Source organism: Marinomonas sp. CT5, assembly GCF_018336975.1.
Lineage (GTDB): Bacteria > Pseudomonadota > Gammaproteobacteria > Pseudomonadales > Marinomonadaceae > Marinomonas.
This window is the reverse complement of record NZ_CP025572.1, coordinates 3665062-3681261: the sequence shown is the minus strand read 5'-3', so window position 1 is coordinate 3681261 and position 16200 is coordinate 3665062. Positions and strand designations below refer to the sequence as shown.

14 protein-coding genes are annotated in these 16200 nt (G+C 42.7%); 12 read left to right on the top strand and 2 right to left on the bottom strand.

The genetic code is table 11. From position 1 onward, the window contains the following. Window positions 1-10: 10 nt before the first annotated feature. The 8 genes from folD to C0J08_RS17610 all read left to right on the top strand — a co-directional run bounded on the left by folD (window position 11) and on the right by C0J08_RS17610 (window position 9364). A complete protein-coding gene (gene folD, locus C0J08_RS17645; protein ID WP_212653214.1) occupies window positions 11-853 on the top strand; it encodes a bifunctional methylenetetrahydrofolate dehydrogenase/methenyltetrahydrofolate cyclohydrolase FolD in 843 nt (280 codons plus the stop codon). A gap of 148 nt (window positions 854-1001) precedes the next feature. Continuing rightward, window positions 1002-1592: a UPF0149 family protein gene (locus C0J08_RS17640; protein WP_212653213.1), complete on the top strand. Its 591-nt coding sequence runs from the start codon at window positions 1002-1004 to the stop codon at window positions 1590-1592. Between the two features lie 69 nt (window positions 1593-1661). Then, window positions 1662-2969: an aminopeptidase P N-terminal domain-containing protein gene (locus C0J08_RS17635; protein ID WP_212653212.1), complete on the top strand. Its 1308-nt coding sequence runs from the start codon at window positions 1662-1664 to the stop codon at window positions 2967-2969. A gap of 29 nt (window positions 2970-2998) precedes the next feature. After that, window positions 2999-4204, top strand: a complete 1206-nt coding sequence (locus C0J08_RS17630; protein ID WP_212653211.1) for a UbiH/UbiF/VisC/COQ6 family ubiquinone biosynthesis hydroxylase — start codon at window positions 2999-3001, stop codon at window positions 4202-4204. Window positions 4205-4346: 142 nt separating this feature from the next. Next, window positions 4347-5174 (top strand): HDOD domain-containing protein, encoded by an 828-nt coding sequence (locus C0J08_RS17625; RefSeq protein ID WP_212653210.1) that lies wholly within the window; start codon window positions 4347-4349, stop codon window positions 5172-5174. Between the two features lie 253 nt (window positions 5175-5427). Further along, window positions 5428-6489, top strand: coding sequence for a Fe(3+) ABC transporter substrate-binding protein (locus tag C0J08_RS17620; RefSeq protein WP_212656349.1), 1062 nt, complete (start codon window positions 5428-5430; stop codon window positions 6487-6489). Window positions 6490-6591: 102 nt separating this feature from the next. Continuing rightward, entirely contained in the window at window positions 6592-8256 is a 1665-nt protein-coding gene (locus tag C0J08_RS17615; RefSeq protein WP_212653209.1) for an ABC transporter permease, read from the top strand. Between the two features lie 40 nt (window positions 8257-8296). Continuing rightward, the gene (locus C0J08_RS17610; RefSeq protein ID WP_212653208.1) at window positions 8297-9364 is read left to right on the top strand and encodes an ABC transporter ATP-binding protein; all 1068 of its coding nucleotides are present in this window, start codon (window positions 8297-8299) and stop codon (window positions 9362-9364) included. A gap of 140 nt (window positions 9365-9504) precedes the next feature. Here the strand turns inward: C0J08_RS17610 and C0J08_RS17605 are convergent, their stop codons facing one another. Further along, window positions 9505-10371, bottom strand: coding sequence for an HDOD domain-containing protein (locus C0J08_RS17605; RefSeq protein WP_212653207.1), 867 nt, complete (start codon window positions 10369-10371; stop codon window positions 9505-9507). Window positions 10372-10475: 104 nt separating this feature from the next. Here C0J08_RS17605 and C0J08_RS17600 point away from each other — a divergent pair, with 104 nt between their 5' ends. Further along, a complete protein-coding gene (locus C0J08_RS17600) occupies window positions 10476-11672 on the top strand; it encodes a class I SAM-dependent rRNA methyltransferase (protein WP_212653206.1) in 1197 nt (398 codons plus the stop codon). A gap of 85 nt (window positions 11673-11757) precedes the next feature. Here the strand turns inward: C0J08_RS17600 and C0J08_RS17595 are convergent, their stop codons facing one another. Next, entirely contained in the window at window positions 11758-12414 is a 657-nt protein-coding gene (locus tag C0J08_RS17595; protein ID WP_212653205.1) for a histidinol-phosphatase, read from the bottom strand. 135 nt (window positions 12415-12549) lie between these two features. Between C0J08_RS17595 and C0J08_RS17590 the strand changes: the two genes are divergently transcribed. The 3 genes from C0J08_RS17590 to lgt are packed head-to-tail and all read left to right on the top strand — an operon-like array spanning window position 12550 to window position 16197. Further along, window positions 12550-13068, top strand: coding sequence for an RNA pyrophosphohydrolase (locus tag C0J08_RS17590; protein WP_212653204.1), 519 nt, complete (start codon window positions 12550-12552; stop codon window positions 13066-13068). Between the two features lie 15 nt (window positions 13069-13083). Beyond that, the gene (gene ptsP, locus C0J08_RS17585; protein ID WP_212653203.1) at window positions 13084-15372 is read left to right on the top strand and encodes a phosphoenolpyruvate--protein phosphotransferase; all 2289 of its coding nucleotides are present in this window, start codon (window positions 13084-13086) and stop codon (window positions 15370-15372) included. 27 nt (window positions 15373-15399) lie between these two features. Then, a complete protein-coding gene (gene lgt / locus C0J08_RS17580; RefSeq protein ID WP_212653202.1) occupies window positions 15400-16197 on the top strand; it encodes a prolipoprotein diacylglyceryl transferase in 798 nt (265 codons plus the stop codon). Window positions 16198-16200 lie beyond the last annotated feature (3 nt).

The window sequence follows — 16200 nt, the reverse complement described above, 5'->3', positions numbered from 1 at the left end:
GAGCTCATTCATGACTGCACTGGTTCTTGACGGCAAACTTTGCGCCAAAGAAACTGAAAACCGCCTACAGGCTCAAGTTAGCGAGCTTAAAGACCGCACTGGATGCACCCCAATTTTAGCAACCATTTTAGTGGGTGCTGATCCGGCATCAGCCACTTATGTAAAAATGAAAGGCAATGCTTGTCGTCGTGTAGGAATGGACTCTATGGCGATAGAATTGCCTGAAACCACAACTACAGAGCAGTTGCTAGAAAAAATTAACGAGCTAAATAATAATCCAGATGTGCATGGTATTTTGTTGCAACATCCAGTGCCTGAACAAATCAATGAGCGTTTATGCTTTGACGCGATTGCGGCTCACAAAGATGTTGACGGTGTAACTTGTCTTGGGTTTGGTCGTATGGCGATGAAAGAGCCTGCTTATGGCGCAGCTACACCTGCTGGCATCATGCGTTTGCTTGAAGCTTATGAGATAAACTTAGAAGGTAAGCACGTTGTTGTGGTCGGCCGTAGCCCTATTCTTGGCAAACCAATGGCCATGATGATGTTGAATGCGAATGCGACGGTTACGATTTGTCATTCTCGCACTCAGAATTTATCTGACTTTGTAAAACAAGCTGACGTGATTGTTGGCGCGGTTGGTAAGCCAGAATTTATTAAAGCGGAATGGATCAAAGATGGTGCGATTGTCGTAGACGCTGGTTACCACCCTGGCGGCGTTGGTGATATTGAATTGGCTCCGTTGACGGATCGAGTTGCCGCTTATACACCCGTACCTGGCGGTGTTGGTCCTATGACTATCAATACTTTGATTTTACAAACATTAGAATCTGGCCTTAAGCAACTAGGTTAATAGACTTGAAAGGTCTATATCGCTGCCCCATATTGTTGTTATGTATTTCGCAATATGAGACAGAAAAGCCGCACCACTCGGTGCGGCTTCTTTTTTACAGGTAAAACCCTAAATTTAAATGAACTGAACAGCAAAAGGTTGGCACACTATGTCCACAGAAATGTTAAAAGACGCGTTGGACTTCGATTTAATCGCTGATGTTTTTGTCACCGAATCCATTACGGCTTCGCCTTCAGAACTACACGGTCAACTTTGTGGTTATCTGGCTTCTGGTGTGACTTTGCCGCTAGAGGATTGGCTGAGCATGGTGGTGGAATTTTGCGATATCGAAGGCTGGAAAGAAGAAGCGAGCCGAGCTGTTATTATTGAACTTTATACAGCCACGTTAACCTTGTTTCAAAATGGTGAATTTGCGCTTGTGCCTAGTATCTCAGATGAAGATGCTGAGTTGTGTGAGAGAGGTGTAACCTTGTCTCAGTGGGCTCATGGCTTTTTAGCGGGTTATGGATTATCAGGCCAAAAGAATGATTTGTCAGATGAGACAAAACAAATTCTTCGTGATTTTGCCAATATCTCTGGTATGCAAGCAGAGATGCGTGCACTAGAAGACAACAATGATAATGAAGCGGATTTAACTGAATTAGTAGAATACGTAAGATTGTCAGCCATGATGCTATACACAGAACATCATGACATTAATCCAGATGTAGATCATACTAAACAAAATTCTTTGCATTAAAATTATAAAGAAAATCAAAAGCTTACTGATATTTTTTAATGGAATAACTATTTACAAGAGAGACCTTCTATGAAAATCGATACTCAAACGTATCAGGCTCGCCGCGAGCGCTTGATGCAATCGTTACCTGCAAACAGTGTGGTTATTATTCGTACAGGTGAGATGGCGACACGCAATAATGATTGTGAATATGAGTTTCGTCCGCATAGCAGTTTTTTCTATTTAACAGGGTTTCCAGAGCCAAGTGCCTACGCGATTATTCGTGGCAAAGGTGAAATGACGCTCATCACATTGCCGAAAGACCCAGAGCGCGAGCAATGGGATGGTTTTCGTTTCGGTACAGAAGGCGCAATCAATCAGTTTGGCGCTAAGGAAGCGGCACCATTAGAAGAGCTAGAGAACATCGCAATAGCGGCGTTAGACGGTGCCGAGCAGATAGTGTATTTATTTAATGACGATGCGCTACGTGAAAAGATTGCTGGCTGGCGTGATTCCATTGCGGCCCGTGTACGAATGGGGGCGGTAGCACCCACGACCTTTACAGATTTACTACCCCTTGTCTCTGAAATGCGTTTACGAAAAGACGCTGAAGAAATTGCCATTATGGAAGCGGCGGCGCAAATCACGGTTGCTGCTCACAAACAAGCGATGCGATCTGTTCGTCCGGGGATGAATGAATATCAGTTGGAAGCTGAGCTGAATTATATCTTTATGAAATCCGGTGCTCGTCAGCCTGCGTATAACAACATTGTTGCCTCAGGCAGTAACGCATGTGTCTTGCATTACATTAAAAATGACGAAGTGATCGAAGACGGTGATCTGGTATTGATTGATGCAGGAGCGGAACTGGGTTGTTATGCGGCCGACATTACTCGTACTTTCCCTGCCAACGGTAAATTCAGTAAGCCGCAGGCCGCATTATATCAGCTTGTACTCGATGCTTATCATGCTGGTATGAAAGAGCTAAATGTAGGAACACCTTACGAAGCTTGCCATAACGCCGCGGTTCGCACCTTGACGGAAGGCTTGGTTGCCCATGGATTATTAACAGGTGATGTTGATCAACTGATCGAGAGCAAGGCATATCGAGCTTTTTACATGCACAATACGGGGCACTGGTTAGGTCTGGATGTTCATGATTGCGGTGCTTACAAGGTAAATGGTGAATCTCGTTTGTTAGAAGAAGGCATGGTGCTAACCATTGAACCTGGGCTATACGTTTCCGCTGATGATGAATCTGTTGATGCTAAATGGCGAGGCATCGGTATTCGTATTGAAGACGATGTGCTTATCCGTGCCGATGGCCCTTATGTATTGACCCATGGCCTGCCAAAAGAAGTGGTAGAAATTGAAGCGTTAATGGCTGAAAGTCGATAAACACATATAGATAAGTTGGAGTAAGTAAGATGGCTAAGTCGTACGATTTGATCATAGTGGGCGCTGGTATGGTGGGTGCCTTGTCTGCGATATTGTTGGCAAAGTCATCTTTACGAATTGCGCTGGTGGATAAACACAATGGCGAATATCCGCTATCTACCCCGCCAGCGTATGATGCTCGTGTGAGTGCCATATCCAGTCAATCGAAAGCCTTGTTAGAACAAGCGAATGTTTGGCAAGGCATTGCGAAAGATCGTATCGCCTCTTATGACAATATGGTGGTTTGGGATGGTCTTGGCGAGGGTTATATTGATTTTAATGCGCAAGCAACCGCCATGCCTGAGCTTGGTCATTTGGTTGAAAATGCTGTATTGAATCAGCAATTAATGGTTCAGGTGCGCTCTTCAGATAACATTGATCTGTATTTAGGTGATACGTTAGAGTCTCATGAATTGAGTGAGTCTGCTGTAAAAGTAGAGTTGGCTTCAGGCCATATTCTCAATGCTCAGGCGATCATCGCCGCAGATGGCGCTCTGTCTAAACTGCGCACTGAAAATGCCTTTGATACCGTTGAGTGGGATTATGGCCATCATGCGATTGTCACCACGCTGGAAATTGGCGAGTCTCATGAAAATACAGCTTGGCAAAGTTTTGGTGAAGAGGGCATTTTAGCCTTCCTGCCTCTCCCTTCTGTTGATCAAAAGCATTATGTTTCCATTGTTTGGTCGGTTCCTCCAAAAGAAGCGGAGTCTTTGATGGCACTGGATGAAGCCGCATTTTGTCGTCGTTTACATTACGCGATGAATAAACGCTTTGACGTTCTGAGGCTGACGCAAACCCGACAGGCGATCCCATTAAGGCAGCGCCATGCGAAAGAATATGTGAAAGCTGGGTTGGCATTAATAGGTGATGCGGCGCACACCATTCATCCTCTTGCCGGCCAGGGCGCTAACTTAGGCTTTGGAGATGTGAAAGCCTTGGTGGAGGTCTTAGAAAAAGCCCATCGTCGTGGTGAACATCTTGGTGCGAGTAAAGTGCTGCGTCGTTATCAACGAGTTCGAATGTTGGACAATATTGCAATGGCAGCAGGGATGGAAGCCTTTAAACGTTTGTTTTCTACTCAACAACCTTTCATTGTGCAGCTCAGAAACATGGGCATGAAGCAATTTAACAAAGGTGAATCTTTGAAGAAGAAATTGGTCGCTCGAGCAGCTGGTTTGTCATCGTTTTCTTAACTCCTTTGTCAATTTTTGTTTCTGTCTTAGGGAGCGATTAGCCATTTGCTTGCAAAACGCTACTTATTTCCCGTTGCAAAAAGTAAGTGCTGTTTTATCCTGCTTACAGAGATATAAACTAATCAGAGTAGGGTGGAATGGCATGCAAGCAAAAGATCTTCTAAAGCAAACTGATAAGCTTCCTAATGTCCCCGATGTCGTCCGTGAACTTATTCAGCTTCTTAGTGATCCTAATGTAAAATATACCGATCTTACTGAACGAGTTTCTCATGATCAGACCATTTCCTTAAAAGTATTACGAGTGGTTAACTCGGCTTACTTTGGTTTATCTAGAAAAATTTCTTCGATTGAGGAAGCTACTATCCTATTGGGTACTGATAAATTGAAGACTTTGGTTATTGCCTCCGGCTTTTCTAATTCCGTCGCCAAAGTAGAAGGCTTAAATTTGAATGAATTTTGGGCGGATTCTTTTAAAGTTGCTGAATTGGCACAATGGTTTGCAAAAAGAACACCTCTGGTTCAAGAGGATGAAGCTTTCACGGCGGGAATTGTGCACAACATTGGTCGTTTGTTATTGCATCTTACTGAGCCGACTATTGCTAAAGAGATTCAAGCGTTAGTTGCAAACCGTAAGGCAGGAAGAGTTAAGGCCGAGCAGGATAGATTAGGATTTACCTCTCAAGATGCAGGTAAAGAATTAATGGATCTCTGGAAATTTCCGGCTGGTCTTGGGTATGCCGTGCAACATCATAAACGCCCATTTTTTGATGACAAACCAGATCCTTTGGCATGTGTATTGAACTTAGCTTGTTATATGAATGCTTGTATACACAACGAACGTGAGTACGACTTAGTGCGTGAAGGTTTTCCTTCTGCTGTGGCGAAAGCCGCAGGTTTGGAAGAAGGAGTGGTATATGAGTTGGATGATGCCTTGTCTATTGGCGATGGGCTGACTCAATTACTGCATTAGTTGTTTGTCTTAGCTTTTAAGGACGCTTTAATTTCCCCTTCTTTATTGATGGCTTATTTTCGAAAAGTAAATAAGCCATTTTTTTAATGATTATTTCTATACATGAAAGATGATTTTGCATAGTCATAATAAATGATAATCGCTAGTGTTTAGCATTGTGTTGTGCTAATTTCTTGTTTCATTTTTAAGTCGCTTTTCTCCTCTGCTGCTCTGGAGAAAAGCAAGTTTGAATAGGTGGAAAGTGAGTATGTCGATGAAATGGCGCAAAAAGCTTCAAGATCGCAAGTCTTTATTAAATTCTTTTGGGTTTGTGGCTCTCGCCTCGTCATTATTTATTTCTACTGGTTTATATGCCCAAGGTGAAGTGAATATATATTCAGCTCGTAAAGAGTCACTTATTAAACCTGTACTCGATAAATTTTCTGAAGAAAATGACGTTGTAGTGAATCTCATAACTGGGTCGGCAGATGCGTTATTAAGTCGCCTAAAAGCGGAAGGTGATGCCAGTCCAGCGGATTTATTTATCACGGTAGACGCGGGGCGTTTACATCGAGCAAAAGAAGCAGGCGTTTTACAGTCTCTTCATAGTGATATTTTGGATAAGAATATTCCTAGTCACTTAAGAGATAGCGATGGTTATTGGTTTGGTTTATCACAGCGTGCTCGTGTTATTTTTTATAATCCAGAAAAAGTAGCAGCGAAAGATTTATCTACCTACGAAGATCTTGCCGATCCGAAATGGAAAGGACGTATTTGTGTGCGCTCTTCAGCTAATATTTATAATCAGTCTTTAGTGGCCTCTATGTTAGATGCGGATGGACGTGAGAAAACTCAGGCTTGGATTAAAGGTCTAATGTCTAATTTAGCCCGCCCACCTTTTGGTGGCGACGTTGATCTATTAAAGGCGGTGTCAGCAGGTGTTTGTGATTTAACATTGGCAAATACCTATTACTATGGACGACTTGGGCAGAGTGATAGAGCTAATGAGCGAGAAGTGTATAAGAGTGTGAAATTATTCTGGCCTAATCAGGGTAAAGGTGAGAGAGGAGCGCACGTGAATGTCAGTGGTGCCGGTATTACGGCGGCAGCGACGAATATTGAAAATGCTAAGTTGGTGTTAGACTTTTTAACCAGCAAAGCTTCTCAAGAGTGGTATGCTCATGTAAACAATGAATACCCTGTGGTTAACGGCATTGGTGCTCCAGAAATGTTAGCGCCTTATGGTACATTCCGAGCAGATACTATTTCACTGAGTACATTGGGTGAAAATAACCGTGAAGCAGTCGAATTAATGGACATTGCTGGCTGGAAGTAAATAGCCCACATTGACGCCAATTATTGGTGTTTTGATATTGATTTGATATATACATCGGCTCGATAAAAATTCGGGCGTTATAATAGGATTTTTTGACGATTAATGGCTGATTCAACTTATTCGAGTTTTGTAAGTAAGTCTAAGTGGAATTGGCTGAAAATATCGGCCATCATTATTGCTGCTACTTTAGCATTGCCTATTCTGGTGGTTGTCGTCAACGTGCTTCTTGGTGATGGTGAAGTGTGGCGACACCTTTATCACACTGTCTTAGCAGAATACATTTCGAACTCTTTGTTACTCATGCTGGGAGTCGGTGTTGGCGTGCTGGTGATCGGAGTACCTTGTGCTTGGTTAACCAGTATGTGTGATTTCCCTGGTCGCTCAGTTCTTTCTTGGTCGTTGCTTTTGCCGATGGCCGTTCCCGCCTATATTATTGCTTATACTTACACTGGTGTGCTGGATTTTGCCGGACCAGTACAAACTTTTATTCGTGAGTTGACTGGCTGGCGCTATGGCGAGTATTGGTTTTTTGAAATCCGATCTCTTGGTGGTGCTATCGTTATGCTGACTTTGGTACTTTACCCTTATGTGTACCTCATGAGCCGAGCGGCATTTCTGGAACAGTCTGAGAATACCTTAGAAGTCAGCCGAACACTTGGTTATTCTGGCCGCGCAGTATTTTTCAAACTCGCACTCCCGCTTGCTCGTCCTGCTATTGTGACGGGTTTGACTCTGGCATTGATGGAAACATTGGCCGATTACGGCACCGTTCAATACTTTAGTGTAAATACTTTTACCACTGGCATATTGCGTACCTTCTATGGTTTTGGTGATGTGGCAGCCGCATCTCAACTGGCTGGTGTTTTGCTTATGTTTGTGGCGGTATTAATTTTGCTGGAGCGATATTCTCGACATCGCATTCGATATCACTCGTCTGGACTAAAAAAAGCCAGTAATAAGCGTATGTTTTTAAAAGGTGGTCGTGGTTTATTAGCATGCGCTTTCTGTTTATTGCCAATTGTAGTCGGTTTTTTAATACCTATTGGTGTGTTGGCATACTGGGCTGTCTTTAAAGCAGAGTCCCTTGATTCAAGCTTTATTCAATTAGCATGGAATTCATTTTATTTGGCTGCATTAGCGGCGTTAATTGTGGTGAGTTTAGCTTTAGTGTTGAGCTATGCAATTCGTTTGAATAATGGCAGAACAGTGAGAGCTTCGGTCGGTATTGCTGGCTTAGGGTATGCTTTGCCCGGCACAATTATTGCGATTGGTACTATTGTTCCGTTGGCTTGGCTGGACCATCGCATCATTGATTTAGTGAAACATTATAGTGATGAAAAAGTTGGTCTTATTTTTTCTGGAACCTTAATTGCCTTGTTGTTTGCTTATACGGTGCGTTTTATGGCGGTGTCTTTAGGTGCAGTGCAAAATGGACTTGGAAAGATAAAACCGAGTATGGACATGGCTGGACGCTCTTTAGGAATGTCGCCGTTTAAAGTATTAACCCGTATTCATGTTCCATTATTAAAAGGCTCAGTATTAACGGCGATGTTAATTGTCTTTGTTGATGTGCTGAAAGAGTTGCCAGCGACTTTAGTATTGCGCCCATTTAATTTTAATACGCTGGCGGTAAGAGCGTTTGAGCTTGCATCAGATGAACGTCTTGTTGATGCTGCTCCTGCTTCATTAATGATAGTGCTGGTGGGGCTAGTACCAGTGATTTTGTTGAGTCGTTCCATCTCTTCTCGTACCGGAAACACAGCATAGTGGGCACTCTGAATAGCGTGTATTAAATATAGGATCACATATGACATCATTACCTCCTCATAAATTGTTGAAAGAAATGACGTTGACTGATGTTTCAGTTGGTTATGATGGTGATGCGGTTGTTAAAAATGCGTCATTCCAATTATTAGAGGGACAGATTGGTTGCTTACTTGGCCCGAGCGGTTGCGGTAAATCCACTTTATTACGGGCGATTGCCGGTTTTGAATCTTTAATGACGGGTGAAATTTGCATTGATAATGAGATTATCTCCAGCCCATCACACAATGTGAATCCAGAGCAGCGGTTTATTGGTATGGTGTTTCAGGATATCGCCTTGTTTCCCCATCTTACGATTGCACAAAATATTGCATTCGGTTTGTCCTCTTGGCCAAGAGAGGCTGTGCAAGAACGTGTTGTGTATTTATTAAGCTTGGTCGGTCTATCGGGGTTCGAGTCCCGTTACCCCCATTCTCTTTCTGGTGGTCAGCAGCAACGTGTTGCTCTAGCTAGGGCAATTGCACCTAAACCCAAATTATTGTTAATGGATGAGCCTTTTTCTGGACTCGATGCGAAGTTAAGAGAGGAACTGGTTCCCGATATTCGAGCCATATTACAGCATGAAAGAATGAGTGCGCTTTTGGTCACGCATGATCAGATGGAAGCCTTTGCTATGGCTGATCAAGTATCGGTTATGAGTGAAGGTGAGATTCATCAAACGGGCTCGCCATATCAAATTTATCACCGACCAGAAACACGCTTTGTAGCGAGTTTTATTGGCCATGGAGATTTTTTATCGGCTGTAGTTTGTGGTCCTGATTGCGTTCATTCGGATTTAGGTAATATACGTGGTGATTTGGATCACGGTTTTGCTGATGATACAGAAGTGGACTTATTAATTCGTCCTGATGACATTCTGCATGATGATGATAGTGAGTTTGTCGGAATCATTGTGAGTCGATGGTTTCGTGGATCACATTTTTTATATCGTGTGAAATTATCATCAGGAAAAGTTGTGTACTGCTTTGCATCGTCTCATCACAACCATTCTATTGGTCAGGAAATTGGTTTGAGTGTCCATCTAGATCATCTTGTGATGTTTCCCCGCTAAAGAGACAGATCTCAAAAGGTCTCTAGTGTGATAGTGTTTCAAAATGCTAAACCAATACTTCTAAATAAAATGCCCAAGTGATCTATTTATAAATCACTTGGGCATTTTTTGTATCTGCTATAAAACATTAAGTGGCCGTGTTAGATAGTTCCAAGGCCTTGCTCATGGCAAATTTCAATCATACCTTCAAAGTCATATTCGCTTAGCTCTAAATGATCAAGAACGTAGTGGCCAATTTTCTGCCATTCATAATCTTCATCTGCTCTACCAATGTGTTTGTAAGTGGAAGCAATGTGCTCAGCCATTTTTAATATGGAAGCAAAAGTTAAATAAATCTTATCGCCAGGGATGCGGTGATTAAACAAATGATCTATACGGTGGTGTTTCGCAATCACGTCACGACAGCTTTTTGGTAGTCCCCAAGATTTAGCTAGGTAATAACCCACAACAGAATGGTTAGTTTTATAAGCTTCATTTTCTAGGTTGGTTAAAGAGAAATTTGGGTCTTGATAGCCTTTCTCTAATATCTCTTGATAGCCTTCAAAGCGCTTTAACATTAGAGGAATGCCAGCATTGTGGAAAAGCCCCAAGGAATAGCATTCATCCTGATATTTGAAATTAAGCTGATTTGCTAAACTAGAGCTGATGGCGGCTATGTCTGTCGCAGTATCCCAAAAACTATGAAGGGATTTTATTCCTTCATCAGATAATTCACCTTTGACAGCCAAACCATTTACTATGTTGGTTACGCTGTTTGGCCCTAGTAGTATAACGGCCTGTTGAATAGACGTTATTTTACGAGCAAAGCTAAAAAAAGAAGAGTTAACAAGTTTAAGCACAGCAGCTGAGAGGCTAACATCTTGTGAAATTATTTCAGCTATACGTGTCATGTCTGGATCTGGCATAGCTTGTTCCATATGCAAGTCCACCATAATCTGTGGTTGAGGGGGAATGCTGATGCCTTGTAGAATAAGTTTTAGCTGATTTTCATTTAATGTAGATGACATAAACAGACTTCTTCAGAGATAAGTAACTTTACGACTACGTAATTCGTAGCAATTGAATCTAGAGTCTCTATAATAGCCGTTTTTTAATAAACTAGGTGAAAATTTTGAGTGTTATTCGACTAAAAGGTCAAACTGATCGCCGTTTAAGAGCTGGACATCAATGGATATACAGCAATGAGGTAGATACCTCGGCGACGCCATTAAAGCAATTTACACCAGGAGATCAGGTTGTTGTCGAAACAGCACAAGGAAAACCTCTTGGTATTGCGACAATAAATCCTAATACCTTGATTTGCGGCCGCTTGATGAGCCGTAATACAGATACTTTTCTCAATAAATCGACCTTAGTTCATCGTTTAAAGATTGCTTTATCTTTACGTGAACTTACTTATCCTGCGCCATATTATCGCCTTGTGTTTGGTGATTCAGATGGTTTATCTGGCTTGGTTGTCGATCGCTTTGCAGATATTTTGGTGATGCAAATTTCGACAGCGGGTATGGAACGAGTAAAGGATGAAATCGTTGAAGCTTTGCAAGAAGTGCTGAAACCTTCAGCAATTTTGATGAAAAACGATGGTAAGATGCGTCAAATCGAAGGTCTTGAAACCTATGTGGAAGAGGCCTTCGGTACTGTACCTGAGCTGGTTTATTTGCAGGAAAACGATGTGTTATTTCAAGCACCAGTTTGGGATGGGCAAAAAACAGGTTGGTTCTATGACCATCGAGAAAACCGTAAAACCATGCAAGGCTTCTGTGACGGTAAGCGTGTATTGGATGTTTTCTCTTATGTCGGTGGCTGGGGCGTTCAAGCGGCTTCTGCTGGGGCAACGGATGTGACTTTCATCGATGCTTCAGAAAGCGCGTTAAATCATGTGGATGAAAACCTTAAGCTAAACCAATATGAAGGTGGGTCGAGCTTAATGCATGGTGATGCATTTGACGCAATGCAGTCTTTAATTGAAGACAAAGAGCGCTTTGATGTGGTCATTATGGACCCACCGGCTTTCATTGCTCGCCGTAAAGATATTAAGGCGGGTGAAGGGGCTTATCATAGAGCAAATCAACTGGCGATGCGCTTGGTTGCTAAGGGCGGTATTTTGGTTTCTGGCTCCTGTTCTATGCATTTAGAAACAGGGCGCTTGCACGATATTATTCGCAGCAATAGCCGTCAGTTAGAGCGTTTCTCACAATTGATTTACCGTGGAACGCAAGCGCCAGATCATCCAGTGCATCCTGCTATTGAAGAAACAGAATACTTAAAAGCACTGTTTTATCGTATCCATAACAATATGGGCTTATAGCATTATTTGCTGATTGCTTATTAAAAAAATAAGCGAAAAAAACGCTGCCAGAGTCATTCTGCCAGCGTTTTTTTATGAGCTTTGATTAATCTCTTAGAGAGATGTGTTGCCAACCACGATCTTGCGCAATCTTTGTTAGAGTCTCATCCGCGTCTACTGCAATTGGGTGAGCGACTAATTCTAGCAGAGGCAAATCATTGCGTGAGTCACTGTAAAAATAACTGCCTTCCATAGAGTGTCCTGTTTCAGCAAGCCAATCATTTAAACGAGTGACTTTGCCTGCTTGGAAACTGGGTACACCAACAATTTTGCCTGTGTAGTGATCGTTAATCATTTCAGGTACAGGCGCAATAATATGATCCATGCCCAATGCATCGCCAATTGGACCAGTAACGAACTGGTTGGTTGCGGTGATCATGAGCAGAAAATGACCTTGGTCTTTGTGGTGTTTTAATAATGCGTTAGCTTTTTCTTGCATCATGGGCTGCACTTTTTCCTGCATGAAGGTGTTGTGCAGTTCTGTGAGCTCTTCTTTAGAAAACTTCGTAAGTGGCTCTAAGCTAAATGCTAAGTATTCATGAATGTCTAACGTCCCTGCTTGGTATTCTTCGAAGAACTTGTCATTGGCTTGTTTGTAGACTTGACTGTCTACTAAACCTTTCTCAACAAGAAATTGTCCCCAAGTGTAATCACTGTCGCCGTTTAATAGTGTGCCGTCTAAGTCAAATATTGCGAGTGTCACAAGCTGTCCTCAATTCTTCAAATGTGCGCGAATTATAGCCTTGAAGACAATAAATAACAGTAGTCTTAATTGTGCAGATGGGGGAATTGTGGAACAATGAAACTAATTTATTTTTATATTAAAAGGTGATAGCTCGTGATTGATGCAGACGGATACAGACCGAATGTGGGCATCATACTGATGAACGAGCGTGGCCAACTTCTTTGGGCGAGACGCGTAGGGCAAAATGCCTGGCAGTTTCCTCAAGGAGGTATCAAATCCGATGAAACACCTGAAGAAGCTTTGTTTCGAGAGCTTAAAGAAGAAGTGGGTTTAGATCCTCATCAGGTAGAAATAATAGGAAAAACTCGGGGATGGCTGCGTTATCGACTTCCTAAGCGCATGCTCAGACACAATAGTAAGCCTTTATGTATTGGACAAAAACAGAAATGGTTCCTTTTATCTATTCGCTGTTCCGATTCATCTGTGTGTGTGGATGGGACAGATAGCCCTGAATTTGATGGCTGGCGCTGGGTGAGTTATTGGTACCCTTTGGGGCAGGTTGTCGCCTTTAAAAAGGATGTTTACAGGCGAGCATTAAAAGAGCTTATCCCCAGCGCGCACCGCCGACTGGAAAAAATGGTAAACTCAGTCGAAAAAATTAAGACTAATTAGATTGGTAGGAGAACCATGCTAAGTTTGTTAAGACGTATCACACAAGAGGTGACTGCGGCGCAGTCTTTGTCTGCGGCGTTGGATATTATTGTCCGACGTGTTCGTAGAGCTATGCGTGCAGAAGTGTGTTCTATCTATTTAGTCGATATGAATACGAAAGAATATGTCTTAATGGCAACACGTGGCTTAAATGCGGATATTGCCGGAAGCGTGAGTTTGAAGGCCGATGAAGGTCTGGTGAGTTTAGTCGGTCGTAGGGCCGAACCAGTGAACCTTGAAGATGCGCATGTTCACCCATCTTTCCATTACTTAAAAGGGACAGGAGAAGAACGTTATCGTTCATTTCTTGGTGTTCCTATTATCCATCATCGACAAGTGTTAGGTGTGTTGGTTGTTCAACATGAAGACAGGCGTCGTTTCGATGAGGGAGAAGAAGCTTTTCTTATCACGCTATCCGCCCAATTAGCAGGCGTTATTGCTCATGCTGAAGCCACTGGAGCGATTACCAACCTTAATGCCAATGCTACTCCTAGTGGGGCGGATTTTCGCTACAAAGGTATACCTGGAAGTTCTGGCGTAGCAATTGGTCAAGGTGTGGTTGTTTTTCCGCCAGCCGATTTAGACGTTATTCCAGATCGAATCACCACTGACCATGAAGAAGAGATTCAAGATTTTTACCAAGCCCTAGATGCTGTGCGACAAGATATTCGTCGTGCCAGTACTCGTATTAGTCAGCACCTTTCGGCTGATGAAAAAGCATTATTTGATGTCTATCTGAAAATTTTAGATGACAACTCTATTGCGGGAGAAGTTGTCCGTAAAATTAATGAAGGCAATTGGGCTCAAGGGGCATTAAGGCAGGTTATTCAGACCCATATTCAGCAGTTTAACCGGATGGATGACCCGTATCTTCGAGAACGAGCTTCAGATCTACGTGATCTTGGTCGTCGTATATTGTCTCATTTACAAGAAAAAGCGCCGAATATAATAGAGCGTTTCAGTGAGCCTTCTATTATTGTTGGTGAAGAGCTGACCGCCTCTATGCTTGGTGAGATTCCCATAGATAAGATCAAAGGTCTTGTTTCTGTTATGGGCTCAGGTAACTCCCATGTTGCTATCTTAGCAAGGGCTATGGGTATCCCGACCGTGATGGGGGCGTTAGATCTACCTTATGCACAACTGGATAAGGTAGAGCTGATAGTTGATGGTTATTTGGGCAAAGTTTTTACTTATCCTTCTGATGCGTTGAAAGAGAACTATCAACAAATAGTTGATGAAGAGCGGTTATTAGAAGAAGAATACGAAACACTTAAAGACCTCCCTTGTGAAACGCTTGATGGACATCGTCTTTCGTTATTTGTAAATACGGGGTTGTCTGCAGATGTAGCTCGTTCATTAGATCGAGGAGCTGAAGGTATTGGTCTTTATCGAACTGAAGTGCCTTTTATGGTGCGTGATCGATTCCCTACAGAAGCTGAACAAGTGGTTATTTACCGCCAGCAATTAGAGGGTTTTGCGCCAGCTCCGGTAACAGTGCGTACTCTTGATATTGGCGGTGATAAAGCTTTACCTTATTTTCCAATAGATGAGGCAAACCCATTTTTGGGGTGGCGTGGTATTCGAGTGACACTCGATCATCTAGAAATATTTATGGCGCAAATTCGAGCCATGATTAAAGCCAGTGCAGGATTGCATAATTTAAAAATTATGTTGCCTATGATTTCGAATGTGGCTGAGGTGGAAGAAGCCCTAGCTTTGATTCGTCGAGCTTATGCGGAAGTTAAAGAGGAAGGTTTTGATGTCAAAATGCCGAGAGTTGGTGTGATGATTGAAATACCTGCGGCGGTTTATCAAGCAAGAGAGCTGGCTGGAATGGTTGATTTTCTTTCTGTCGGAAGTAATGATTTAACTCAATATTTATTAGCCGTTGATCGTAATAATCCCCGTGTCGCTGATTTATATAATTCATTTCATCCATCGGTTCTCCGAGCTCTTATTAGTATTGTTGATCAGGTTCAAGATGAAGGGGTAGGCTTGAGTGTTTGTGGTGAAATGGCGGGTGATCCTATGGGAGCCATTTTATTAATGGCAATGGGATACGACGTCTTATCCATGAGTTCGACTAGCCTTCCAAAAGTAAAAGCCGTGATTCGAAATATCTCAATGGAACAAGCTAAAGCCATGCTCAATCAAGTGATGAAACTATCCCATGCGGAAGCCGTTACTCAAACAATGACACGACTTATGCGTGAAGCCAATATTGAACGTTTGATTCGACCTTCTAAAACGGCCAACGTGGACTAACACCTACCCGAGGTTTTCTGCAGTATTATGATTTCTTATCCCAACATTGACCCTATTGCAGTATCAATAGGGCCAATCTCCGTGCATTGGTACGGTATTATGTATTTGGTCGGCTTTGCTGGTGCCTATTTGTGCGGCATGTACCGTGCCAAACGTTCTAATGGTCTTTGGACTCCTGAAATGGTTAGTGACGCCATTTTTTATGGGGCACTAGGTGTCATACTTGGTGGTCGAGTCGGTTATATCTTGTTTTATCAGTTCCCCGCTTTTGTTGATAATCCACTGATTCTGGTGCGTATTTGGGAAGGTGGTATGTCTTTCCATGGCGGTCTTTTAGGCGTTATTGTTGCCATGTTCTTCTTTGCTCGTCGTTATAATAAACACCTTGTGGATGTGACGGACTTTCTAGCGCCTTTTGTGCCGATTGGTTTAGGGGCTGGGCGTTTAGGTAACTTTATCGGTGGTGAGTTATGGGGCAAACCAACTGATGTTCCATGGGCTATGATTTTTCCTAATGACCCACTCCAACTTGCTCGTCATCCTTCCCAGTTGTATCAGTTTGCGCTCGAAGGAGTGGCACTGTTTTGCATTCTGTGGTTCTTCTCGCAAAGAACCAAACCACGCTATTGCGTTTCTGGGTTGTTCCTATTGTGTTACGGCATTTTCCGTATTCTAGTGGAATTTGTTCGTGAGCCAGATATCCAAATTGGTTACCTTGCATTTGGCTGGTTAACAGAGGGGCAGCTACTGTCTTTGCCTATGGTCATTATTGGCGTTGGGTTGATGGTCGCAGGGTTTAAATTAAAGCGGTACCCCAAACAATAATGC

What these genes read in the sequence shown, in the direction of transcription:
- folD (WP_212653214.1), top strand. Translation starts at nt 11, where the DNA reads ATGACTGCACTGGTTCTTGACGGCAAACTTTGCGCCAAAGAAACTGAA.
- C0J08_RS17640 (WP_212653213.1), top strand. Translation starts at nt 1,002, where the DNA reads ATGTCCACAGAAATGTTAAAAGACGCGTTGGACTTCGATTTAATCGCT.
- C0J08_RS17635 (WP_212653212.1), top strand. Translation starts at nt 1,662, where the DNA reads ATGAAAATCGATACTCAAACGTATCAGGCTCGCCGCGAGCGCTTGATG.
- C0J08_RS17630 (WP_212653211.1), top strand. Translation starts at nt 2,999, where the DNA reads ATGGCTAAGTCGTACGATTTGATCATAGTGGGCGCTGGTATGGTGGGT.
- C0J08_RS17625 (WP_212653210.1), top strand. Translation starts at nt 4,347, where the DNA reads ATGCAAGCAAAAGATCTTCTAAAGCAAACTGATAAGCTTCCTAATGTC.
- C0J08_RS17620 (WP_212656349.1), top strand. Translation starts at nt 5,428, where the DNA reads ATGAAATGGCGCAAAAAGCTTCAAGATCGCAAGTCTTTATTAAATTCT.
- C0J08_RS17615 (WP_212653209.1), top strand. Translation starts at nt 6,592, where the DNA reads ATGGCTGATTCAACTTATTCGAGTTTTGTAAGTAAGTCTAAGTGGAAT.
- C0J08_RS17610 (WP_212653208.1), top strand. Translation starts at nt 8,297, where the DNA reads ATGACATCATTACCTCCTCATAAATTGTTGAAAGAAATGACGTTGACT.
- C0J08_RS17605 (WP_212653207.1), bottom strand. Translation starts at nt 10,371, where the DNA reads ATGTCATCTACATTAAATGAAAATCAGCTAAAACTTATTCTACAAGGC.
- ptsP (WP_212653203.1), top strand. Translation starts at nt 13,084, where the DNA reads ATGCTAAGTTTGTTAAGACGTATCACACAAGAGGTGACTGCGGCGCAG.
- lgt (WP_212653202.1), top strand. Translation starts at nt 15,400, where the DNA reads ATGATTTCTTATCCCAACATTGACCCTATTGCAGTATCAATAGGGCCA.